Here is a 22,651-nt window from a genome sequence, read left to right as displayed (position 1 = left end):
CCGGCCTCGCTCTCACTGGCCGGGGCAGGCCACCTGGTCGCCGGTGACCACGCCGAACTCGCCCTGGTAGGGGTCCTCGGCGCGGACCGCGGTCACCTTGCGGTAGTCGGTGCCCGCCGTGACGCGCAGCGTGGCACCGAGGCCCGGTACGGGCCGCAGTTCGGCGCCCTCCAGCGCCGTGCCCAGGGTCTTGGCGGAGCGGTCCCAGCGGGGGTCGTACGCGACCACGGTGCGGGTGGCGGTGCGGACGACCCCGGCGGTGGGGGCCTGGTCGGTGTTGAAGCCGGTGGCGCGCAGGGCCTTGTCGACGCGGCCGCCGAGCCCGTCGATGCGGGTGCCGTTCTCGACGTGCACCCGGATCTGCTGGGGGGCGACGTCCACCGGCACGGCGACCGGGCGCCGCTTGGGCCGGGCCGGGGCGAGCGGCTTGTCGTCGCGCAGGGCCTGGAAGAGCCGGGCGGCCTTCTGCTCGTCCCAGCGGACCACCGAGCCCAGCCGGGGCGAGGGTTTGGAGTCGGGCAGGATCGGCACCGAGGCGAACTCGGACGACGCCGGCGTGAACTCCCGCATGGCCTGCCCGAGGGCGAGCATCTCGGTCGAGCCGAAGCCGGGGTCGGCGCGTACGGAGCCCAGCAGGGTGGAGCTGACCTCCTTGAACTTGACGGGGTTGAGCAGCACGCCGCTGCTGGTGGCCTCGTGGATGAGGGCGGCGATGAACCGCTGCTGGCGTTGCATGCGGCCGAGGTCGGCGGCCCCGTCGACGTACCGGGAGCGCACGTACTGCAGGGCCTGGCCGCCGGTGAGGCGGTGGGTGCCGGGGAGCAGGTCGAGTCCGGTGTGGCTGTCGCGCATGGGTTTGGCGGTGCAGATCTCCACCCCGCCGATGGCGTCGACGGTCTTCATGAAGGCGGTGAAGTCGACCTCCAGGTAGTGGTCGATCTTCACGCGGGTCATGTTCTCGACGGTCCGCACGGTCAGGTTGGGGCCGCCCTCGGCGTAGGCGGCGTTGAGTTTGACGGCGTGCGGGCCGTGTTGCCGGCGGCTCAGCAGGTCGAGGTGGGCGGGCACCTCGGCGTAGCTGTCGCGCGGGAGGCTGATGACGCTGGCGCGCTCCCGGTCCGCGGAGATGTGCACCAGCATGATCGTGTCGGTGCAGTGGCAGGGGGCGCCGCCGAGCCGGTACTCGCGCTTGTCCTCCTGGGTGAGCTTGTCGCGTTCGTCGGTGCCGACGATGAGGAAGTTCACGCCGTGACCGGCCCGGGGGCGGTTCTTCATGTCCTTGAAGGGGTCGACGCGGTTGATGCCGACGTCGAGGCCGGTCATCACGGCGTGCCCGATCGCCCCCGAGCCGAGGACGAGGACGGACAGGGCGGTGGCGAGCCGTACGCCCCAGCGGGGCCGCCGGGGCGGCCGGCCGCGCCGACGGTCTTCGAAGGCGGCCGTCGCGCGGGGGGCGGGCGGGCCCCCGCGGCCGCCGGGTGCGCCGTACCCGCCGGGGCCGCCGTACCCGGCCGCTCCCCCGCCCCGGCCCGCGCCCTGCCGCGGGGCGCCGCGCCGGGATCCGTGCGGCGGCCGGGGACGGGGGGAGCGTGGCGGCTGGGGCACGGGGGACACCTCCGCGGATGGCACGGGCAGGCCGGGGTCAGGCACAGGGGTGGGTCGGGTCGGGCGGTCACGCACGACGGCCGCTCGGACAGGCACGGGTGAGCCTGAACAGTAGGCCCATACGATCAGCGGCGGCCCCTACCGCTCCTCCGGCACGCACCCGTTTCCCTCGTACGCGGTAACGTGACCACCGATACCGCCGTCTCCCGGAGCCCCTCGCGGCCGCGCCCACCGGCCGGCCGGGCCCCGGCCCCGGACCCCCGAAGGACCTGCCCGACCCATGCCCACCCAGCAGCCCGCAGTCTCGGTGATCATGCCCGTGCTCAACGAGGAGCGCCATCTGCGCGACTCCGTCCGGCACATCCTCGGGCAGGACTACGCAGGCGAGATGGAGGTGGTGATCGCGCTCGGCCCGTCCACGGACCGCACCGACGAGATCGCCGCCGAGCTCGTCCGGGAGGACCCGCGCGTCCACACCGTCCCGAACCCCACCGGCCGCACCCCGGCCGCGCTCAACGCGGCGATCGCGGCCTCGCGGCACCCGATCGTGGTGCGCGTCGACGGGCACGGGATGCTCTCGCCGAACTACATCGCCACCGCGGTGCGCCTGCTGGAGGAGACCGGCGCGCAGAACGTGGGCGGCATCATGCACGCCGAGGGCGAGAACGCCTGGGAGGAGGCCGTCGCCGCGGCGATGACCTCGAAGATCGGCGTGGGCAACGCGGCCTTCCACACCGGCGGCGAGGCGGGCCCGGCCGAGACGGTGTACCTGGGCGTGTTCCGGCGCGAGGCGCTGGAGCGGCAGGGCGGCTACAACGTGGAGTTCATCCGCGCGCAGGACTGGGAGCTGAACTTCCGGATCCGCGGGGCGGGCGGGCTGATCTGGTTCTCGCCGGAGCTGAAGGTGCAGTACCGGCCGCGGCCGTCGGTGCGGGCGCTGGCCAAGCAGTACAAGGACTACGGGCGCTGGCGGCACGTCGTGGCCCGCTACCACGCGGGCTCGATCAACCTGCGCTACCTGGCCCCGCCGACCGCGGTGTGCGCGATCGCGGCCGGTCTGGTGGTGGGCGCGGCGCTGACGCCGTGGGGCTTCGTCGTCCCGGGCGGCTACCTGGCCGCGATCGTGGCGGGTTCGGTGCCGGCGGGCAAGGGCCTGTCGCTGAAGGCGCGGGCGCAGATCCCGGTGGCGCTGGCGACCATGCACATGTCGTGGGGGTACGGCTTCCTGACCAGCCCGCGCGCGCTGGCGCGGAAGGTCATCGCGAGCCGCCGCCCGAGCGTCCCGGCGGACGGGGCGCCGGCCCGCTGACGTATGTACGCCGAAGGGGGCGGGTCCGGCTTCGCGGCCGGTCCGCCCCCTTCGGCGTGGGCAGGGCCCGTCAGGCCGGTCGGGCCCGTCGGGTCGGGGTCACCAGGTGAAGCCGGGCTGGATGTCCATGCAGGCGCCGTCGTCGTCGCCGTTGAGCGGGCGGGCCGTGTCGGGGGCCTTGGACGGGGTGGGGGCGGGCGGCGCGGGCTTGTCGCCCTCGCGCCAGTCCTTGCCGACGAACAGGGTGACCCCGGAGACGTCCGTGGAGCGCTGCACGGCGCTCGCGGGCAGCCCGAGGGCGGTGGCCACGGCCTGGGCGTCGCCGGCCTGGTCGGCGGTGGCGTAGCGGATCACGGTGGTGTCCTCGGCGGCGCCCTCGGTGTCGGCCTTGGCCTTCGTGAAGCCCTTGCCGGTGAGCAGCGCGACGACGTCGGACGCCCGGCCCCGGACGCGGGCCTCGCCGTGGTCCTTGCCGCTGGTGGCGTTGCGGACCATGACCGGGATCTCGGCGGCGGGGGCCGCCGGGTCGGCCGGGGGCGGGGTGGTGGCGGCCGCGGTCGCCTTGGCCGGCGGCTTGCCGTCCAGCGGGACGTCGTCGCGGACCATCGTGAAGAGCTTCTGGGCGTCGGCCGTGCTGGGCTCGACCTTGCCGCTCCAGCTCGTGCTGCCGACCCACGGCATGGTGGTCATGGTGATGCGGCCGGTGGGGACCTTCTTGAGCTCGACGCTCAGGTCGTAGAGCAGGTCGATCCGGTCCAGGCCGGGGTCGACCACCATGGCCTTGGTCGCGGCCTCGGCCAGGCTGTGCAGCTTGAGCGGGTTGCTGAGCTTGGCGTTCTGACGGAACTGGCGGGCCATCGAGTTCATGTACATGTGCTGCGCGTGGGCGCGGCCGATGTCGCTGCCGTCCTCGAAGCCGTAGCGGGTGCGCAGCCACTGGAGGGCCTGGATGCCCTTGATGGGGTGGGTGCCCTTGGCCAGCTTGAGGCCGGAGCCCTTGCCCTCGTGGTTGCGGGAGTAGACGTTCTGCTTCACGCAGACGGGCACGCCGCCGATGGCGTCGGCCATCGCCACGACACCCTTGAAGTCGATCATCATGAAGTGGTCGATCGGGATGCCGGTGAGCTCCTGCCAGGTGGCGACCGTGCAGCCGGGGCCGCCGCGGCCCAGCGACTCGTTGACGGGGCGCCGGCCCTGGGTGGCCTCGTACGTCTTGCCGTCGGTGCCCGTGCACTTCGGCAGCTTGAGCAGGGTGTCGCGCGGCATGCTGACGACCGACATGTTGCTGCGGTCCGCGGACACGTGGAGCAGCATCTGGACGTCGGCGAGCGGGGTGCCGCCGAACGTGTCCTTGGCGCCGCCCAGTTCCTGGTTCTTGACGTCGTCGCGGGCGTCGGAGCCGATGAGCAGGATGTTCAGGGGCGTCTGGCCGAAGGCGTTGGGCCTGGAGCCGCCGAGCTTGTGGTCGCCGAGGTTGAGCGCGTCGGTCCGGATGTTGCCGTTGAGGTGCCGGTAGTACAGGTAGCCGGCGCCGGCGGTGGCGAGCACGATCACCGAGAGGGCGATGGCGATGCCGCGCAGGACCCGGCGGCCGCGCCGGCCGGCCGGGCGTACCGGGCCGCGGAGTCGGCGGGGGCCGCGGGGGCCGGGGACCGTGCCAGGAGTGCCGGACGCGGCGCCCGGTATGCCACCGGGCGCGTGGGCGGGTGCCCCCTCCCCTCGCACGCTGCTCTGACTCACCCGTAGCCCCCCAGTCGGTCCTGACATCTCAGGTGTCGCGCCCGGCGCGTGGCCGGGCGATCGCTTGCCGATCGGTCGTGGCGATCCGATCGGTTAGTACGACGTTCCGTGCGGGGCGTCGGTTGTGCGACGCCCCGCACGAAAACGGGTTGTGCTGCCGTGCGTTGGGCCGGCCCGATCGTCTTGGGTGGCTTTGCGGCTTTGGGCCGTACGGCCGCCTACTTGGCGCAGGTGGCCTTGTCGGCCTCCACCCGCTGGATGCCCTCGGGCGCCGTCTTCGGTGCCGTGAGGGGGATGCCCGCGCCCTTGAAGTCGGCTCCCAGGGTGAGCGTCATCGGGGTGCGGTCGGGCGCGTCGGCGGTGGTCTGCTTCAGCGCGGTGGCGGGCAGGCCCATCATGTCCGCGAGGGCGCGGGCCTGGTCGGCCTGGTTGGGGGCGAACTCCAGGGTCGTCTTCTCCAGCTTCTCGGGCGCGTTGCCGTTGTTGGTGGAGAGCGGGACGCCCTGGTTGTTCTGGAGCCACTCGAGCGTGGTCTGGGCGGAGCCCCGGGGGCCGCCACCGTTGTAGACGTCCACGCGGACCGCGGAGGCGGGGGCGCGGGTGCCTTCCAGGAGGGCGGCCTGCGCGTTCGCGGCGGCCTGCTTCTGCTTCTTGACCTCGGTGAGGGAGGTGTCCTCGCGGATCATCGCGAGCAGGGGCTCGGCCTGGGACTTCCTGACCACCACCGTCGCCTTGATCCGCTCCGCCGGGTTGTCGTCGACGGGGAGGGTGGTGAAGGTGATGTTCTTGGGGTTGACGTCCTTCAGCTCCTTGGCGAGCCGCGTCAGTTCGGGGATGCCCCCTATCCCGGTGTCGACGGTGAGGGCCTTGGTGGCCGCCTCCGCGAGCGAGAAGAGCTTGGTCGGACTGGTGAGCGTGTCCGAGGACTTCATCTCGCGGATCATCGAACCCAGGAACTGCTGCTGGGTCTTGATGCGGTCCAGGTCGCTCTCGTTGCCGAAGGCGTGCCGGGTGCGGACGAACGCCAGGGCCTGCTCGCCCTCGATGCGGTGGCTGCCCTTGGTGAGGTGGAGCTTGGACTTCTTGTCGTCGACGTCCTTGGCCACGCAGACCGGCACGCCGCCGACCGCGGAACTGAGCGTCTTGACGGCGTTGAAGTCGGCCATCATGAAGTGGTCCACCGCGATGCCGGTGAGCTCCTTGACCGTGCGCATGGTGCAGCCGGGGTCCCGGCCGTCCTGCCCGAGGCTGGTGTTGAAGCGCACGCCGCGCTGGCCCGGGACCGTCTTGGTCGACCCGTCGGGCTGCTTGGTGGGGCAGTCCGGGATGTCGGAGATGAGGTCGCGCGGGATGGACAGCACGGTCGCGTTCGAGCGGTCCCGGGCCACGTGGAAGAGCAGCGTCGTGTCCGCGTGGCCGACGCTCTCCTTGTCGCCGTAGCCCTGGTTGCCCGCACCGGTGCGCTTGTCGGTGCCGATGACGAGGATGTTGATCGGCTCGCCGGGCTTGAAGCCGCCGGAGCCGGCGCCGTCCACGTCGACGGTGTTGATGTTGTTGTTCAGGTGCTGGTAGTAGAGGTAGCCGCCCACGGTCGCGGCGACCAGCACGAAGGCCATCGAGCCCCCGGTGATCAGCAGCACCTTCTTCTTGCGGCTGCCACCACCACCGCCACCGCGCTTGCGGCCGGTGCGCCGGCCGCCGGGCGGGGGCGCCTGGCCGCCGCGCCGCTGCCCGGGCACGCCCGGGGACGTGCGCACGGGGGGGCCCGCCGGGGCGCCGGCGGGGGCGGCACCGGCAGGAGCCGCGGCGGCCGCGGGGCCGGCGGCTCTGCGGGAGCGGGAGACCGACGGCTGCCCTGCGGAGCTGTCCAGTCGCAGTTCGTAGTTGCCAGTGCGGGGGTTGAGTACCCACTGGTCTGCGGGGTCGATGTCGTTCGCCCGCCCACGGCCTTGCGCATCCACGGTTTTTTGAATCCTCCGTCGGTGCCACCTGAAGCGCCTCCCCCCAGGCGCTCGGTTCTCGATCCGGCAGTGCACGGCCAGTCCATTGCGTGGCCGGGGCACCGGATCGCTCACACTATCCGGCCCGTTCGGCTGCAAACCATGCTGGTGACAAATTCCACTCCCCTTATAAGCGGGCAATTCACCCATCCCTCACACCCTGCCCCCTGGCTTTTGGGATTGCTTTACCGGCGGGTCTACTCGCCGGTCGCCTTCCCGTCGCCCGACCGGCCGACCGTGGTCCACGGATGGCCGGCCATGATCGACCAGGTGTGCGGGCCGTGGGCGGCGCGTCCGCGCCCGACTCCCTCAGCGGCAGGTCGCCGCGTCGGCGGTGGTGCCGGAGAAGGTGGGGGCGGGGGATGCGCTTTCGGCCACGGCCGCCGAAGGCTTCCGATCGGCCCCGTCGTCGACCGCCACCGGGCGGTCCGCCCGCAGCCGCTGGAACAGTTCGGAGGCATCCGGTTCGCGGAGTACGTCCCGGTTCGGGTTCGGCGGGTACGGGCGCCTCGGCACGGTCAGGAACGTGGTCCGCCCGGTCGGGATGTCCCGCATCCCGCGCACCAGCTCGTACAGGTCCCGCAGCGTGTCCAGCCCCGGGTCGGTGGTGACGGACCGGGTCGCGGCGTCCAACAGCGGGTAGAGCCGGGTCGGGTTGAGCAGCACCCCGTTGCTCTGCACCTTCTTGACCAGGGCGGCGAGGAACTGCTGCTGGCGCCCCATCCGGTCGGTGTCGCTGCCGTTGCCGAGGCTGTAGCGGGCCCGTACGTAGCCCAGCGCCTGCTCGCCGTGCAGGGTCTGGCGCCCGGCCGGGAGGCGGACCTTCGCCTCGGCGTCGTCGATGGGCCGCGGCAGGCAGATCTCCACCCCGCCGATCGCGTCCACCATCTTCTTGAAGCCGCGGAAGTCCACGATCACGTGGTGGTCGACGCGGATGCCGGTCAGCTTCTCCACGGTGCGGATCGTGCAGGCGGCGCCGCCGATCTCGAAGGCGGAGTTGAACTGCCCGGTCTGCGCCACGGAGCGGCCACCCCCGGGGACGGCACAGGAGGGGATCTCGGCCAGCAGGTCACGGGGGATCGAGACCGCCGTCGCACTGTCCCGGTCCGCGGAGATGTGGAGCAGGATCGTGGTGTCGGAGCGCTGGGTGCCGCTGTTCTGGCCGTACTGGGCGTTTCCCACCCCGGCCCGCGTGTCCGAGCCGATGAGCAGGATGTTCTGCGCCCCGCCCACCGTGAGCGCCGGGCGTTCGCGCTCGTAGCGCTCCAGCTCGGCGGCCGCGGTGGTGTCCGTCCTGATGTTGGAGTCGAGCTGGTGGTAGAGCCACCAGGCCGCGCCCGCGCCGAGCAGCACCAGCAGCGCGAGGACCAGGCCGATCCAGCGCAGGAGCCGGCGCCTGCGGCGACGGGCCGGCGGCCGGCCGGGACGGTCCCCGGCCGGCATCGCCCTGCCCGGCTTGCCCGCGCCTTCGGTCACGTCGCGTCCCATCCTCACGGTGGTCGGCCACGGCCGCCGGACCCGGGAGGCGGACGTCTTTCGGCGTAGTACGTCCCGGTGTGCGGCCTTCTGCCGATCATCCATCGGAGTGACGCCCACGTCTCTTCGAGCGGGGCTCCGCAATCCGCCATGTGGGTGACATGTCGCGGGGGGCGGGGAAGGGGGTGGAGTGGGTGATGGGTCGCATGTCAGTTCGACGGGGAGGGTGCCGGGGTGCCGGCAGGGGGATGCAGGCGGGGCGGGGGCGCGGGCGTGGCACGGGCGCCGCGGGCGCGGCGCGGGTGCGCTCGGCCCGTACCCGCGACCGTGCCCGTACCCGTACCCGTGCCCGTACCCGCGCCCGTGCCCGTACCCGTACCCGTGCCCATACCCGCGCCCGTGCCCGTGCCCGTGCCCGTGCCGTCAGAGCGTGTGCGTGACCCGCTCCGCCTCGGTGCGCTGGGCCAGGCCCGCCTCGGACAGCTGGTCGGCGTTCCGGCACAGCACCACCGAGCCGCCCGCGGCCAGCGGCGCGAACAGTCCGCCCGACAGGCCCTCCCACGTGTCGTAGCCCAGGCGGGACAGCACCCGGGCGCCCGGCTCCAGCCCGAGCTTCGCCGCGTCCTCGCGCGCCCGCCCGACCAGCTCCTCGTACGAGAACTCGGTGCCGCCCACGACGAGCCCCGGCCCGCCTGCGTCCACCGGTACGAACGGAGCGAACCGGTCGCCCTGCGACGGCACCTCCACCGCGTAGTCGGCGAAACCCGCCGGCGGCTGCGGGAACCGCCCGCCCAGCGGCCTCAGCGCGAGGGCGATCCGCTCGCCGGAGCACGCCCGCGCCTCCTCCAAGGTGTCGGGGCCGCTCACCACCAGGTCGGCGCCGGCCGGGTCGCCGTCGACCTCTGCCACCACGCCCACCGATGCGCAGGCGAGCAGCCACGCCGCGGTCTGCCAGTGCGCGGGCAGCAGCAGCGCGAGCCGGTCGCCGGGGCCGGCGCCCAGGTCGCCCTGGAGGAGGTTGGCGGTCTTGGCCACCCAATTGGCGAAGGTGGCCACGGACAATTCCACGCGCTCGCCCGTGGCGTCGTCGTAGAAGGTGACCAGGGGGCGGCCCGGATCGGCGGCGAGCGCGGATCGCAGCAGGTCGGCAGGGGTGCGGTCGTTGGCGTTCACGCGGGCAAGGGTACGCGGGCCGGGCGGGCCGGCTCGCTCGTACGGGCGAGCCGGCTGCGCCCGTACGAGCGAGGGCCGGGGCCCGTTCATCCGATGACCCGTCAGACCTCAGCTGGCGGACCGTCAGGAGTGTGCACAGCATCGGCTGCATGCGTGGATACCTGGCTTCCTCGATCGGTGTCGCGACGGCGGCCGCACTGGCCCTGCCGCTCGCGCTTCCCTCCCAGGCCCTGGCGGTGACGGTCACCGCCGGCGGCACAGCCGCCCGTGCGGCGGACCGGGCGGCGGCCCCGGGCGTCGTGGCCGAGTCCGCCGTCCCCGGGTCGACCCAGTCCCTGCCCCTGGTCCCCCTGGCCCCCGCATCCGCGCGGGCCGGCCGGGTCCCCGGCATGTCGGCGCTGCTGCCGGGGGCCGAGCTCCGCGGCCTGGCGGCGCGCGAGGTCAAGACCTTCGCGCTCGTCGGGCTCGTCTGGGACGACGCGGCCACCGAACTGCACGGGCGGGTCCAGGTCCGTACCCGCAGCGCCGCCACCGCGGCCTGGACGGACTGGCAGGACCTGGAGACCCACAACCGCGAGCACGCCGCCGACCCCGGCACGGCCGAGGGCACCTCGGGCCGGGTCAAGGGCAGCACCGCCCCGCTGTGGGTGGGCGAGTCGGACGGCATCGAGGTGCGGGTGGAGGCCGAGCCGGGCGAGGCGCCCCCGGAGGAGGCGGCCCCGGACGGCCCCGCCGGCCCCGACGGTTCGGTCGGTCCGGTGGCGGCCGGTACGCGGGCCGCGGCACCGGACGGCGGCGCGCAGGCGGTGCAGAGCCTGCCCGAGGGCATGCGCATCGAACTGGTCGACCCCGGCCGGACCGCGGCCGCCCCACCGCACGCCGAGTCCGCGGGCGCCGCCGGCGCCGCCGACGGCAAGAACGGCGGCCGCCCCGACGACACGCACGCCGATCCCAACGGCAGCGGCACGCACAGCGGCAACGGCAACGGCAACGGCAACGGCAACGGCAACGGCAACGGCACGCACGGGGCCGGCACCAGCGGGGCCGGCCCCGACGAGGGACACCCGATCGGCGGCGCACAGCCCCTCGACGAAGACCCGGAGGACGAGGGTCCCGAGGGCGAGGGCCCCGAGGACGAGAAGAGCACGCTCCTCGCCCCCGCCGTCGCCGAGAGCTCCGCCGCCAACCTCGGCCTCGCCCCGCTCGGCGCCGACGAGATCGAGGCCCTGGACAAGGCCGACTCCACCGCCGACGCCGTCATCGCCCACGACGGCAAGGTCAGCCTGGCCGCCAAGCCGTACATCGGCCCGCGCCCGCGCATCGTCACCCGCAAGGGCTGGGGCGCCGACGAGTCGCTGCGCGAGAAGGGCTTCGTCTACACGGGCACCGTCAAGGCGGCGTTCGTCCACCACAGCGCCTCGGGCAACAACTACACGTGCGCCCAGGCCCCGGCGGTGCTCCGCAGCCTCTACCGCTACCACGTACTCAGCAGCGGATGGCGGGACTTCGGCTACAACTTCGCCGTGGACAAGTGCGGCACCGTCTACGAGGGACGGGCCGGCGGCGTCGCCAAGCCCGTCATGGGCGCCCACACCATGGGCTTCAACACCAACAGCATGGGCATCGCCGTCCTCGGCACGTTCACGGACACCAACCCGCCGGACGCCGCGGTCAAGGCCATCGCCCGCCTGACGGCATGGAAGCTGGGCCTGTTCGGCGCCAACCCGCTGGCCACCACCACCCTCAAGTCGGGCGGCGGGAACAAGTTCGCCAAGGGCAGGCTCGTCAAGATGAACGTCATCTCCGGGCACCGGGACGGCTTCGCGACCGAATGCCCCGGTCGCAAGCTCTACGGCAAGCTCGGCACCACCCGGCAGACGTCGGCGCGGTACCAGGGTCGATGAGGAAGTCCTCTGCATAGACTGACGCCCCGCCCCGGCCCCCGACCGCCCCACCCCGGCGACACCCCGGTCGCCGGGCCGCCGGGCCGGCGGCTCCCCCCTCACCGTCCCCCGTAGGAACGTAGGAAGCAGAACGAAGTTGACTGAAGCGATCCTCCTGGTCGGTGGCAGAGGGACCCGGCTGCGCCCCCTGACGGTGCGCACGCCGAAGCCGATGGTGCCGGCGGCGGGCGTACCGTTCCTGACCCACCAGCTGGCACGGGCCCGGGCGGCGGGGGTCGAGCACATCGTGCTCGCCACCTCCTACCTCGCGGAGGTCTTCGAGCCGTACTTCGGCGACGGCTCGGCGCTCGGGCTGCACCTGGAGTACGTCACCGAGGTCGAGCCGCTCGGGACGGGCGGTGCCCTGCGCAACGTCGCCACCCGGCTGCGCTCCGGGCCGGACGACCCGGTCCTCGTCTTCAACGGCGACATCCTCACCGGGCTCGACATCGGCGCCCTGCTCGACACCCACCGGGACTCGGGAGCCGACGTCTCGCTGCACCTCAGCCGGGTCGAGGACCCGCGCGCGTTCGGGCTCGTCCCCACGGACGCGGACGGCCGGGTGCGGGCCTTCCTGGAGAAGCCCCAGACGCCCGAGGAGATCGTCACCGACCAGATCAACGCGGGCGCGTACGTGTTCCGGCGCTCGGTCATCGACACCATCCCGGCCGGGCGCCCCGTCTCGGTCGAGCGGGAGACCTTCCCGGGCCTGCTGGCCGCGGGGGCGCACCTCCAGGGCATGGTCGACTCCACGTACTGGCTGGACCTGGGCACCCCGCAGGCCTTCGTGCGCGGCTCCGCCGACCTGGTGCTGGGCCGCGCCCCCTCCCCCGCCGTGCCGGGTCGCCGGGGCGAGTCGCTGGTGCTGCCGGGCGCGTCCGTGGCGCCGGACGCGAAGCTCTCGGGCGGCACGGTGGTCGCCGAGGGCGCCGTGGTCGGCGCGGGCGCACGCGTGCACGGCTCCGCGGTGCTGGCCGGCGCGGTGGTCGGACCGGATGCCGTCGTGACGGACTCGTACGTCGGCCCGGGGGCGCGCGTCGGCGCCCGTACGGCCCTGTCGGGCGCGGTCGTCGGCGACGGCGCCGACATCGGCGCGGACAACGAACTCGGCGCGGGTGCGCGCGTGTGGTGCGACGCGGTGCTGCCCGCCGCCGCGATCCGCTTCTCGTCGGACGAGTAACGCCCGTACGACGGCGTCCGGTTCGGGCGGTGCGGCCGGTGCGGCCGGACCGCCCGGCCCCGTGGACGGCCGGGGAGCGGTGCGGTCCGCGCACGCGAACGGCCCCCGGCGCGCGGGACGCGCGCCGGGGGCCGTGGGCCCGTAGGACCGGGGTGACCTGGGTCGTTTACGGCAGGTTGCGGGCCATCACGATGCGCTGGACCTGGTTCGTACCTTCATAAATCTGCGTGATCTTGGCGTCGCGCATCATGCGCTCGACCGGGTAGTCGCGGGTGTAGCCGTAGCCGCCGAGGAGCTGGACGGCGTCGGTGGTGACCTCCATGGCGATGTCGGAGGCGAAGCACTTGGCCGCGGCGCCGAGGTACGTCAGGTCGGCGTCGCCGCGCTCGGAGGCGGCGGCGGCCTGGTAGGTCAGGGCGCGGGCGGCCGAGATCTTCATGGCCATGTCCGCGAGCATGAACTGGATGCCCTGGAAGTCGGCGATCGGCTTGCCGAACTGCTTGCGCTCCTGGACGTAGCCCTTGGCGTAGTCGAGGGCGCCCTGCGCGATGCCGAGGGCCTGGGCCGCGATGGTGATGCGGGTGTGGTCCAGGGTCTTCATGGCGGTGGCGAAGCCGGTGCCCTCCGCGCCGATCATGCGGTCGGCGGGGATGCGGACGTTGTCGAGGTAGACCTCGCGGGTCGGCGAGCCCTTGATGCCGAGCTTCTTCTCCGGGGCGCCGAAGGAGACGCCCTCGTCGCCCTTCTCGACGACGAACGCCGAGATGCCCTTGGAGCGCTTCTCCGGGTCGGTGACGGCCATGACCGTGTAGTACTCGGAGACGCCGGCGTTGGTGATCCAGCGCTTGACGCCGTTGAGGACCCAGAAGTCGCCGTCGCGCACCGCGCGGGTCTTCATGCCGGCCGCGTCGGAGCCCGCGTCGGGCTCGGAGAGGCAGTACGAGAACATGCCGTCGCCCTTGGCCAGCGGGCCGAGGTACTTCTTCTTCAGCTCCTCGGAGCCGGAGAGGATGACCGGCAGCGAGCCGAGCTTGTTGACGGCCGGGATCAGGGAGGAGGACGCGCAGACGCGGGCGACCTCCTCGATGACGATCACGGTCGCGAGCGCGTCGGCGCCGGCGCCGCCGTAGTTCTCCGGGACGTGGACGGCGTGCAGGTCGTTGGCGACCAGCGCGTCGTGGGCCTCCTGCGGGAAGCGGGCCTCCTCGTCCACGGCGGCGGCGAAGGGCGCGATCTTGGCCTCGCAGAGCGCGCGGACGGACTCGCGGAGCATGTCGTGCTCTTCGGCCGGGCGGAACAGGTCGAAGTCGGAACCCGCCAAGGTCTCTCACTCCCCAAGAGGCGTTAACTACTGGACGTTAACTACTGTTAAGTAACCCAATTCTAGTGCGCGGACGCCGCGCAGGGATACGAGCACGCGGCGTGAGCTGCGTGACAGGCGCGGCCCGCCGGGGCGGGAGGGGCGCTCCCTCTCGGGAAGGTCCCCCGACGGCGCCCGACTATGCTCGGGGGCCGTTGTTCTCTCCTTTGCCCCTCAGGAGCACCGCATGGCCCTCAAGATCACCGTGATCGGCACTGGCTACCTCGGCGCCACCCACGCCGCCGCCATGGCCGAGCTGGGCTTCGAGGTCATGGGGCTGGACATCGTCCCGGAGAAGATCGAGATGCTGGCCGCCGGTCGGGTCCCGATGTACGAGCCGGGGCTGGAGGAGCTGCTGGCCGCGCACGTGGCCGGACTGCCGGGCGCCACGGGCCGGCTGCGCTTCACCACCTCCTACGAGGAGGCGGGCGCCTTCGGCGACGTCCACTTCATCTGCGTGAACACCCCGCAGAAGTACGGCGAGTACGCGTGCGACATGTCGTACGTCGACGCGGCGGTCGAGCAGCTCGCCCCGCACCTGACCCGGCCGGCCCTGGTCGTCGGCAAGTCGACGGTGCCGGTGGGCTCGGCGGACCGGCTCGCGGCGCGGCTGGCGGAGCTGGCCCCGGCGGGCACGGACGTGGAGCTCGCGTGGAACCCGGAGTTCCTGCGCGAGGGCTTCGCGGTCGGCGACACCCTGCACCCGGACCGGATCGTGGTGGGCGTGCGCAGCGCGCACGCGGAGAAGCTGCTGCGCGAGGTGTACGCGACGCCGCTCGCGGAGGGGTCGCCGCTGGTGGTGACGGACTTCCCGACGGCCGAGCTGGTCAAGACGGCGGCGAACTCCTTCCTCGCGACCAAGATCTCCTTCATCAACGCGATGGCCGAGGTGTGCGAGGCGGCCGGCGGCGACGTCGCGAAGCTGGCGGAGGCGATCGGGCACGACGACCGGATCGGCTCGAAGTTCCTGCGGGCCGGCATCGGCTTCGGCGGCGGCTGCCTGCCGAAGGACATCCGGGCGTTCATGGCCCGGGCGGGCGAGCTGGGCGCCGACCAGGCGCTGACCTTCCTTCGGGAGGTCGACTCGATCAACATGCGGCGGCGCGGGCACATGGTGGAGCTGGCCCGCGAGGCGGTCGGCGGCTCGTTCCTGGGCGTGCGGGTGGCCGTGCTCGGTGCGACCTTCAAGCCCGACTCGGACGACGTGCGCGACTCGCCGGCGCTGAACGTCGCCGGGCAGATCCACCTGCAGGGCGGTCAGGTCACCGTCTACGACCCCAAGGGCATGGACAACGCGGCGCGGGTCTTCCCGACGCTGGCGTACGCGCCCTCCGCCGCGGCCGCGGTCGCGGGTGCGGACGTCGTGCTGCACCTCACCGAGTGGCGCGAGTTCCGCGAGCTGGACCCGGTGGCCCTGCGGCCCACGGTCTCGACCCCCCTGATCCTCGACGGCCGCAACGCCCTCGACGCCTCCCTGTGGCGCGCGGCGGGCTGGACGTACCGCGCGATGGGCCGCCCCCGCGCCTGACGGCTCCGACGCGCAGGGCCCCCGGCACGCGCTGCGCGCGCCGGGGGCCTTTCGCGTGCACGGGGGGGGTGGACCGCCGGGGGCCGGTTCAGAGGACCGGCGGTCCGGCCTCGACCCGGCGCAGCACGGGGGTCAGGCGGTCCAGGTCGGGGCCGTTCTGGTCCTGCCGCTCGTCCCACCAGGTGGCGCCGGCGTCGCGCAGCGGGCCGATCACGTCCTTGGCCCCGGCCGCGTCCGTGGGGGTGGCGCCGCCGAGCACGATCTCGAAGGGCCGCTCCGGGGCGGTCGTACGGTGCGTGCGGACGTACGCGACCAGCTCCCGGACCTCGGCCGGGTCGGGGGCGTGACCGTGCAGGGCCGTCTCGAACAGCGGCACGGCGCCGTCCCACCGCGCCGCCCTCCGCATGGGTGCGCGACGCGGCCAGAAGCCGCCGATCCACACGGGCGGGCGGGGCCGCTGCACGGTGGCGGGCAGCAGGGTCACGTCACGGACCTCGTAGTGCGTGCCGCGGTGGTCCACCGGCCCGCCCGACCAGAAGCGGGCCAGCAGGTCGAGCCCCTCGTCCAGCCGTTCGGCGAGCAGGCGGGGCTCGGCGGTGTCGCCGAAGCTGCGGTACTCGTCCTCGACCGGGCCGCCCAGGCCCGCGGCGAAGACCACCCGCCCGCCGCTGACGGCGTCCAGGGTGGCCACCTGGCGGGCCAGTTGCTGCGGCCGGTACCGGGGAACCGGTGTCAGGAGGGCGCCCAGGCGGATGCGGGAGGTCGCCAGCGCGGCGGCGGTCAGCAGCATCCAGGGGTCCGCGAAGGGCCGGCCCTGGTGTCGTCGGTGGAGTACGTGGTCCCAGACGAAGAGCCCGTCCCAGCCCGCCCGTTCGGCGGCCGCCGCGACGGTGGCGACGTTGCGGGCGTCGGCGAAGTCGCCGAAGTTGGGGATGTTCACGGAGAAGCGCATCCCGGCAGGATGCGCAGAGCCGGCCGGGCCGGGGCAACCGGATTCCGCGCCGCGCCGGCGCCCGGCGCCGGGCCCTCGGGGGCGACTCCGCGGGGGCGGAGGCGGTGGGGGCTGGGGCGGTAGGGGCGGGGGCGGCCCGGGCCTACTGCTGGCGGGAGCGGTAGCTGCGCATCTTGGCGCGGCTGCCGCAGACGGACATCGTGCACCAGCGGCCGCGACCGGCCGGGCTGCGGTCGTAGTACGCCCAGCGGCAGTCGTCCGCCGCGCAGGCCTTGAGGCGCTGCCAGGTGCCGGCGGCCACGGCCTCGGCGATCGCGGCGGCGACGCGGGCGGGGAGCCCGTCGCCCGTGGGGCGGAGGGCGGCGGTGCCGTCCGGGGTGACCGAGAGGGTCAGCGGGGCGGCGGCGAGGACGTCGTTCAGGGCGGTGTGGGCCGTGTCCGGCATCGCGTGGCCCGCGTGTGCGAGGCAGGCGGCGCGCAGGGCCTCGCGGAGGTCGGCCGCCTCGGCGAGGGCCGCGCCGGACACGCCGAACTCCGCCGCCAGGCGGTCCTCTCCGGTGTCCACCCGCAGCGTGTTGATCAGCGCCTCGACGAGCGCGAGGCCTCCGGGCGCGGGCGCTCTCTCCGTCATGCCGTCGACGTTACCTCCTGGACCGGGGAAGGGGTAACGCCTAGGGTGGGCGTTACCGGTACTTGGCTTGTTCCGGTAACTCTGTCGTTTCCCCGTGCGCCTCAGGAGGAGTCATGGCCATCGCCAAGCTCGGGACCGTCGTCCTGGACTGTCCCGACCCGCTCGCCCTCGCCGAGTTCTACGCCGCCCTGCTCGGCGGGACGGCTGCCCTGGAGGAGGACGGCACCTGGGCCGACCTCGCGGTGCCGGGCGGCCCGGCGCTGGCGTTCCAGAAGGCGTCGGGCCACGTCCCGCCGCGGTGGCCCTCGGCCGAGGGCTCGCAGCAGTTCCACCTCGACCTGACCGTCGAGAACCTCGACGCGGCCGAGCGGGAGGCCGTGGCCCTGGGCGCGAAGCCGCTCGACCCTGGGCCGGAGGGGCGTACGTGGCGGGTGTTCGCCGACCCGGCGGGGCACCCGTTCTGCCTCTGCGCCTGCTGAACCGGTGTGGGGCGGGGCGCCGGGCGTCAGGCGTCAGGGCCGGCTGCGGTGCCGGCCGGCGCGGGCGGTGCACTCCGCCTCGCGCAGGACGCGTTGGGCGTTGCCCCAGGTGAGGAGCGCGAGTTCGGAGTCCGGCCAGCCGCGACGCAGGAGTTCGGCGATCAGGCGCGGATAGCCCGAGGGGTCCTCGAGGCCCTGGACCCGGGCGGCGAGGGGGTCGGTCCCGAAGGTGCCGGCCAGGCCGACGCACTCCGGGCCGGCGACCGCCCGTACGTGGTCGAGGTGGTCGGCCACCGTGGTGACGGTGGCCGGGCCGCCGCCCGCGGCCGGGCCCAGCAGCTCCGGCGCGAACGAGACCATGCACAGGCCCTTGGCCGCCCGCAGGGCCGTCAGCACCTCGTCGGCGACGTTGCTCGGGTGCGGGTGCAGTGCGGCGGCCCCGGCGTGCGAGACCAGCACCGGCGCCCTCGAGGCGGCGACCAGCCGCCGGGCCGCGTCGGGGCCGCAGCCGGCGAGGTCCAGCAGCATCGCGAGCCGGTTCATCTCCCGGACGACCTCGTGCCCGAAGGACGTCAGGTCCGGCTCGGCCCACGCCGCGCCGGCGGGGGCCAGGCTGCGGACGCCGAGGGCGTGGAAGGCGCGCAGCGGGCCGTGCGAGTCGGTGAGCGTACGGCCCGGGACGGGGCCGAGGAAGCAGGCGATCCGGCCGCGGTTGCGCGCGTCGGTCAGCTCGTCGGGGCCGAGGGCGAGCAGCAGGCTGTCGGGATGGCGGCGGACCAGGGTCCGGACCGTGTCGATCAGGTCGAGGGTCTGGGACACCACCGCGTCCGTGCCGGGGTCCGGCCAGCGGTCGGGCGCACGGTCCGTGCCGTCGTCCCAGGGCTCGGGCACCCGCAACGACCAGAACTGCGCGCCGACCCCGCCCGCGCGCAGCCGCGGGAGGTCGGTGTCGATGGTGCTCTCGGACGTCTCCAGGTCGTGGCAGGGCTGCCGCTGGAGCGTCCACGGCAGGCTGTTGTAGCCGTCCGCGACGGGGTGCTTGGCCAGCAGGGCCGCCACCCGCTCGGCGTCCGAGGGGTCCAGCGGGGTGGCGGGGGCGGTCGGCGGCGGGGCCGGCAGCGGGTCCGGCGGCAGGAGCCGCGGCGGCGCCACCAGGAGGCGGTCGGGGGGCTCGGCCCGGGGTGCGATCCGGTCCCCGGCGTCCGTACGGACCGGGACCGGGACTGCGTCCGGGCCCGCGTCCGGTGCGGGGCCGTCGACGGCGCCGACGGCGCGGACGGCCCCCGGCCCGTGGTGGGGTTCGTCCTGCAGGTGGGCCATGGCGTTCGCTCCGGTCACGATGGCAGCGGGGAGACTCGCTGTCACCGTGACACGGGGGCCGAACGGATTCGCGGCGGATGCGGCGTTCGGGTGATGCGACGGTTCCGGCCACCCGACCGGGTGACCGGAACCGTCGCCGTCGTCCTACAGCCGCGCGTTCGACGCCGGTACGCCGCCCAGCGAGGCCGCCACCGACTCCGCGTCGCGCAGCGCGCGCACGCCGTTGGACCAGGTCAGCTTGGTCAGGTCGGCCTTGGACCAGCCGCGGTCGAGGAGTTCCGCGATCAGGTTCGGGTAGCCGGCCACGTCGTCGAGCCCGGACGGGGTGAAGGCCGTGCCGTCGTAGTCGCCGCCGATGCCGATGTGGTCGACGCCCGCCACCTCGCGCATGTGGTCGAGGTGGTCGGCGACCGTCGCCGCGGTCGCGATCGGCCGCGGGTGCGCGGCCTCGAACGCCCGGTGGACCTCCATCGCGGCCGGCGTGGTGTCGAGGTGGTGCATCCCGTGCGCGCGCATGTTCTCGTCCGCCGCCGCGGTCCAGGCGACCGCCTCGGGGAGGATGAACTTCGGCACGAACGTCGCCATCGCCACGCCGCCGTTGGCGGGCAGCCGCTCCAGCACGTCGTCCGGCACGTTGCGCGGGTGGTCGCAGACCGCCCGGGCCGAGGAGTGCGAGAAGATCACCGGCGCCACCGAGACGTCGAGCGCGTCGCGCATCGTGGTCGCGGCCACGTGCGAGAGGTCGACGAGCATGCCGACCCGGTTCATCTCCCGGACGACCTCGCGGCCGAAGTCCGCCAGACCGCCGTGCCGGGCCTCGTCGGTGGCCGAGTCCGCCCAGTCGATGGTGTCGTTGTGCGTCAGGGTCATGTAGCGGACCCCGAGCAGGTGCAGCGCGCGCAGGGTGGCGAGCGAGTTGTTGATGGAGTGGCCGCCCTCGGCGCCCATCAGGGAGGCGATCCGGCCCTCGGCGCGGGCCGACTCCATGTCGTCGGCCGTCAGGGCCCGCACCAGGTCGGCCGGGTACCGCTCGATCAGCCGGCCGACGACGTCGATCTGTTCCAGCGTGGCGCTGACCGCCCGGTCGCCGCTGTAGTCGCTGCGCACGTACACCGACCAGAACTGGGCCCCGACCCCGCCGGCCCGCAGCCGGCGCAGGTCGGTGTGGAGCATGCCGCTCATGTCGGCGGCGATGTCCCGCCGGTCGAGGTCGTAGTCCACCTGCTCGCGCAGCGCCCAGGGCAGGTCGTTGTGGCCGTCCACGACCGGGTGGCCCGCGAGCAGCTCGCGGGCCTCGGCCAGGCGGTCAGCCGCGCTCACTTGCCGAATCCGAACGACTCCTGGCCGGCGACCTTGGTGCGCAGCCGCTTGCCCTTCTCGGTGGCCTGGTCGTTCAGCTCCTGCTGGAAGTCCCGCATGCGGGCGAGCAGGTCCGGGTCCTGGGTGGCGAGGATCCGGGCGGCGAGCAGGCCGGCGTTGCGGGCGCCGCCCACCGAGACGGTGGCGACGGGCACGCCGGCCGGCATCTGCACGATCGACAGCAGGGAGTCCATGCCGTCGAGGTACTTCAGCGGCACGGGGACGCCGATGACGGGCAGCGGGGTCACGGAGGCGAGCATGCCCGGGAGGTGGGCGGCGCCGCCCGCGCCCGCGATGATCGCCTTGAGGCCGCGGTCGGCCGCGTCCTCGCCGTACGCGATCATCTCGCGCGGCATGCGGTGGGCGGAGACGACGTCGACCTCGTAGCGGATCTCGAACTCGTCGAGGGCCTGCGCTGCGGCCTCCATGACGGGCCAGTCCGAGTCGGAGCCCATCACGATGCCGATGAGGGGGGAGGCAGAGGTGCTCATTCGGTGATTGTTCCTCTGAGGTAGCCGGCTGCGTGACGGGCGCGCTCCAGCACGTCGTCCAGATCGTCGCCGAAGGTGTTGACGTGGCCGACCTTGCGCCCGGGCTTCACGTCCTTGCCGTACATGTGGATCTTGAGCTGCGGGTCGCGGGCCATGCAGTGCAGGTACGCCGAGTACATGTCCGGGTAGTCCCCGCCGAGCACGTTGGCCATGACCGTCCACGCCGCGCGCGGGCGCGGGTCGCCGAGCGGGAGGTCGAGGACGGCCCGGACGTGGTTGGCGAACTGGGAGGTGACCGCACCGTCCTGGGTCCAGTGCCCGGAGTTGTGCGGCCGCATGGCCAGCTCGTTGACCAGGATCCGGCCGTCGGCCGTCTCGAAGAGCTCGACGGCCAGGTGGCCGACGACGCCGAGCTCCTTGGCGATCCGCAGGGCCAGGGCCTGCGCCTCGCCCGCGAGCTCCTCGGGGAGGTTCGGTGCGGGGGCGATGACGGTGTCGCAGACGCCGTCGACCTGGACGGACTCCACCACCGGGTACGCCACGGCCTGGCCGTGCGGGGACCGGACGATGTTCGCCGCGAGCTCGCGGACGAAGTCCACCTTCTCCTCCGCGAGGACCGGGACGCCCGCCTTGAACGGGGCCTCCGCGTCCTCCACGGTCCGCACGAACCACACGCCCTTGCCGTCGTAGCCGCCGCGCACCGTCTTGAGGATGACGGGGAAGCCCCCGACCTCCTCGGCGAATGCGGCCGCGTCCGCCGGATCGGCCACGATCCGGTGGCGGGGGCTGGGCGCGCCGATCTCGTCGAGCTTGGCGCGCATCACCCCCTTGTCCTGGGCGTGCACCAATGCGTCGGGCCCCGGGCGGACGGGGATGCCGTCCGCTTCCAGGGCCCGCAGGTGCTCCGTGGGTACGTGCTCGTGGTCAAAGGTGATCACGTCACAGCCGCGCGCGAAGGCACGCAGCGTGTCCAGGTCGCGATAGTCGCCGATGACGACGTCGCTCACGACCTGGGCCGCCGAGTCCTGTGGGGTGTCACTGAGGAGCTTGAATCTGATGCCGAGGGGGATACCCGCCTCGTGGGTCATGCGGGCGAGCTGACCGCCGCCGACCATGCCGACTACCGGGAACGTCACGCTCCCAGGGTATCCGCCGTCCGGGGTGGCCCGACGACCCCGCCCCGGGCCGGGCCCGGGACGGAGGCGCAGGTCAGCGCTCTGTGAGCGGCTCGTCACTCTGTTCGTCACTCGGGTTTCCACAGCCCCGGGCGTACCCGACGGTCCCCGCTTAACATGGCTTGGTTGACGTATTCGAGTTGACGCCATCGACCGACAGGGGCTGAACGACACCATGAGCGCGTCGAAGCGGGGCGGTCTCTACGGGCGGGCCCGCGGCCTGGCTCGGGAGCTCGCGAAGTTCGGGGCGGTCGGCGGGCTCGGTCTGCTGGTCAACCTGGGCGTCTTCAACCTCCTGCGGCACACCACCGACCTCCAGGTGGTGCGCACCAGCGTGATCGCGACCGTCGTCGCGATCGCCTTCAACTACGTGGGCTTCCGCTACTTCACGTACCGCGACCGCGACAAGAGCGGGCGGACCCGCGAGCTGACCCTGTTCCTGCTGTTCAGCGTGGTCGGGCTGGTGATCGAGAACGGGCTGCTGTACGCGGCGACGTACGGGATGGGCTGGGACAGCCCGCTGCAGAGCAACGTCTTCAAGTTCCTGGGCATCGCCGTGGCCACCGCTTTCCGCTTCTGGTCGTACCGCACGTGGGTGTTCCGTGCACTGCCGACGCCCGCCACCCCGGCCGCGGAGCCGGTCGTGGTGGTACGTCCGGCCGCCGCGGCGGTACGGGCCGAGCGCGCCGAGCGCCGCGAGGTACCGGTGCCCGACCGGCACTGAAGCCCGACCGGCACTGAAGTCGGACCGGCACCGCAGCGGGGCCGGCCCCCGAAGCCGGACCAGCCCCGAAGCCGCGCCAGCCCCCAAGCAGGGCCCGCTTTCAAAGCCGGAGTGGGTCCCGTGGTGTGTGGGGGAGGCGCTTGACGGGGGTGGCAGGCTGGACCGGAGGCAGGCCCGGGCCGGAGGTGGCCGAAGGCCAGGGCGAA

Annotated in this window: 18 protein-coding genes; 6 read left to right on the top strand and 12 right to left on the bottom strand. The window is 73.6% G+C overall.

Features of this window, described 5'->3' with window-relative positions:
* Positions 1–12: 12 nt before the first annotated feature.
* Positions 13–1,605 (bottom strand): LCP family protein, encoded by a 1,593-nt coding sequence (locus tag ACIQCH_RS32595; protein WP_402586909.1) that lies wholly within the window; start codon positions 1,603–1,605, stop codon positions 13–15.
* A gap of 280 nt (positions 1,606–1,885) precedes the next feature.
* On the opposite strand from ACIQCH_RS32595, the gene ACIQCH_RS32590 reads away from it, so the two are divergent.
* Positions 1,886–2,914: a glycosyltransferase family 2 protein gene (locus ACIQCH_RS32590; RefSeq protein WP_402586907.1), complete on the top strand. Its 1,029-nt coding sequence runs from the start codon at positions 1,886–1,888 to the stop codon at positions 2,912–2,914.
* A 99-nt stretch (positions 2,915–3,013) separates the two neighbouring features.
* On the opposite strand, the gene ACIQCH_RS32585 is transcribed toward ACIQCH_RS32590, so the two are convergent.
* From ACIQCH_RS32585 to ACIQCH_RS32570, 4 genes are all read right to left on the bottom strand, one after another.
* Positions 3,014–4,681 (bottom strand): LCP family protein, encoded by a 1,668-nt coding sequence (locus ACIQCH_RS32585; protein ID WP_402586905.1) that lies wholly within the window; start codon positions 4,679–4,681, stop codon positions 3,014–3,016.
* A 191-nt stretch (positions 4,682–4,872) separates the two neighbouring features.
* Positions 4,873–6,615, bottom strand: a complete 1,743-nt coding sequence (locus tag ACIQCH_RS32580) for an LCP family protein (protein ID WP_402586903.1) — start codon at positions 6,613–6,615, stop codon at positions 4,873–4,875.
* 348 nt (positions 6,616–6,963) lie between these two features.
* Positions 6,964–8,130 carry an LCP family protein gene (locus ACIQCH_RS32575; RefSeq protein WP_402586901.1) on the bottom strand — a complete coding sequence of 389 codons (1,167 nt, stop codon included), beginning with the start codon at positions 8,128–8,130 and terminating at the stop codon, positions 6,964–6,966.
* 423 nt (positions 8,131–8,553) lie between these two features.
* A complete protein-coding gene (locus ACIQCH_RS32570; RefSeq protein ID WP_402586899.1) occupies positions 8,554–9,303 on the bottom strand; it encodes a TIGR03089 family protein in 750 nt (249 codons plus the stop codon).
* A 149-nt stretch (positions 9,304–9,452) separates the two neighbouring features.
* Between ACIQCH_RS32570 and ACIQCH_RS32565 the strand changes: the two genes are divergently transcribed.
* Both ACIQCH_RS32565 and ACIQCH_RS32560 read left to right on the top strand, forming a co-directional pair.
* Positions 9,453–11,207, top strand: a complete 1,755-nt coding sequence (locus tag ACIQCH_RS32565; protein ID WP_402586897.1) for an N-acetylmuramoyl-L-alanine amidase — start codon at positions 9,453–9,455, stop codon at positions 11,205–11,207.
* A 136-nt stretch (positions 11,208–11,343) separates the two neighbouring features.
* Positions 11,344–12,426, top strand: a complete 1,083-nt coding sequence (locus ACIQCH_RS32560; protein ID WP_402586895.1) for a sugar phosphate nucleotidyltransferase — start codon at positions 11,344–11,346, stop codon at positions 12,424–12,426.
* Positions 12,427–12,592: 166 nt separating this feature from the next.
* On the opposite strand, the gene ACIQCH_RS32555 is transcribed toward ACIQCH_RS32560, so the two are convergent.
* On the bottom strand, positions 12,593–13,747 hold the full coding sequence (locus ACIQCH_RS32555) for an acyl-CoA dehydrogenase family protein (RefSeq protein ID WP_030194048.1): 1,155 nt from the start codon (positions 13,745–13,747) through the stop codon (positions 12,593–12,595).
* 226 nt (positions 13,748–13,973) lie between these two features.
* Here ACIQCH_RS32555 and ACIQCH_RS32550 point away from each other — a divergent pair, with 226 nt between their 5' ends.
* Positions 13,974–15,314 (top strand): UDP-glucose dehydrogenase family protein, encoded by a 1,341-nt coding sequence (locus tag ACIQCH_RS32550; protein WP_402586893.1) that lies wholly within the window; start codon positions 13,974–13,976, stop codon positions 15,312–15,314.
* A gap of 88 nt (positions 15,315–15,402) precedes the next feature.
* Here ACIQCH_RS32550 and ACIQCH_RS32545 read toward each other — a convergent pair whose 3' ends face one another.
* Together ACIQCH_RS32545 and ACIQCH_RS32540 are read right to left on the bottom strand one after the other, a co-directional pair.
* On the bottom strand, positions 15,403–16,266 hold the full coding sequence (locus ACIQCH_RS32545) for an LLM class flavin-dependent oxidoreductase (RefSeq protein ID WP_402586892.1): 864 nt from the start codon (positions 16,264–16,266) through the stop codon (positions 15,403–15,405).
* Between the two features lie 142 nt (positions 16,267–16,408).
* On the bottom strand, positions 16,409–16,897 hold the full coding sequence (locus ACIQCH_RS32540) for a CGNR zinc finger domain-containing protein (RefSeq protein WP_402586890.1): 489 nt from the start codon (positions 16,895–16,897) through the stop codon (positions 16,409–16,411).
* Positions 16,898–17,010: 113 nt separating this feature from the next.
* Here ACIQCH_RS32540 and ACIQCH_RS32535 point away from each other — a divergent pair, with 113 nt between their 5' ends.
* Entirely contained in the window at positions 17,011–17,376 is a 366-nt protein-coding gene (locus ACIQCH_RS32535; protein ID WP_402586888.1) for a VOC family protein, read from the top strand.
* Positions 17,377–17,409: 33 nt separating this feature from the next.
* Here the strand turns inward: ACIQCH_RS32535 and ACIQCH_RS32530 are convergent, their stop codons facing one another.
* The 4 genes from ACIQCH_RS32530 to ACIQCH_RS32515 all read right to left on the bottom strand — a co-directional run bounded on the left by ACIQCH_RS32530 (position 17,410) and on the right by ACIQCH_RS32515 (position 21,682).
* A complete protein-coding gene (locus ACIQCH_RS32530) occupies positions 17,410–18,714 on the bottom strand; it encodes a dipeptidase (RefSeq protein ID WP_402586886.1) in 1,305 nt (434 codons plus the stop codon).
* A gap of 126 nt (positions 18,715–18,840) precedes the next feature.
* Positions 18,841–20,016, bottom strand: a complete 1,176-nt coding sequence (locus ACIQCH_RS32525) for a dipeptidase (protein ID WP_402586884.1) — start codon at positions 20,014–20,016, stop codon at positions 18,841–18,843.
* Entirely contained in the window at positions 20,013–20,546 is a 534-nt protein-coding gene (gene purE, locus ACIQCH_RS32520) for a 5-(carboxyamino)imidazole ribonucleotide mutase (protein WP_402586882.1), read from the bottom strand. Before purE ends, ACIQCH_RS32525 begins: the two co-directional genes overlap by 4 nt.
* Positions 20,543–21,682, bottom strand: coding sequence for a 5-(carboxyamino)imidazole ribonucleotide synthase (locus ACIQCH_RS32515; protein ID WP_402586880.1), 1,140 nt, complete (start codon positions 21,680–21,682; stop codon positions 20,543–20,545). Before ACIQCH_RS32515 ends, purE begins: the two co-directional genes overlap by 4 nt.
* Positions 21,683–21,896: 214 nt before the next feature.
* On the opposite strand from ACIQCH_RS32515, the gene ACIQCH_RS32510 reads away from it, so the two are divergent.
* The gene (locus ACIQCH_RS32510) at positions 21,897–22,445 is read left to right on the top strand and encodes a GtrA family protein (RefSeq protein WP_402586878.1); all 549 of its coding nucleotides are present in this window, start codon (positions 21,897–21,899) and stop codon (positions 22,443–22,445) included.
* Positions 22,446–22,651 lie beyond the last annotated feature (206 nt).

This window comes from Streptomyces sp. NPDC093225 (assembly GCF_044753805.1).
Taxonomy (GTDB): domain Bacteria; phylum Actinomycetota; class Actinomycetes; order Streptomycetales; family Streptomycetaceae; genus Streptomyces.
Note: the sequence above shows the minus strand (reverse complement) of the source record. Positions and strands in the feature narration are given on the sequence as shown.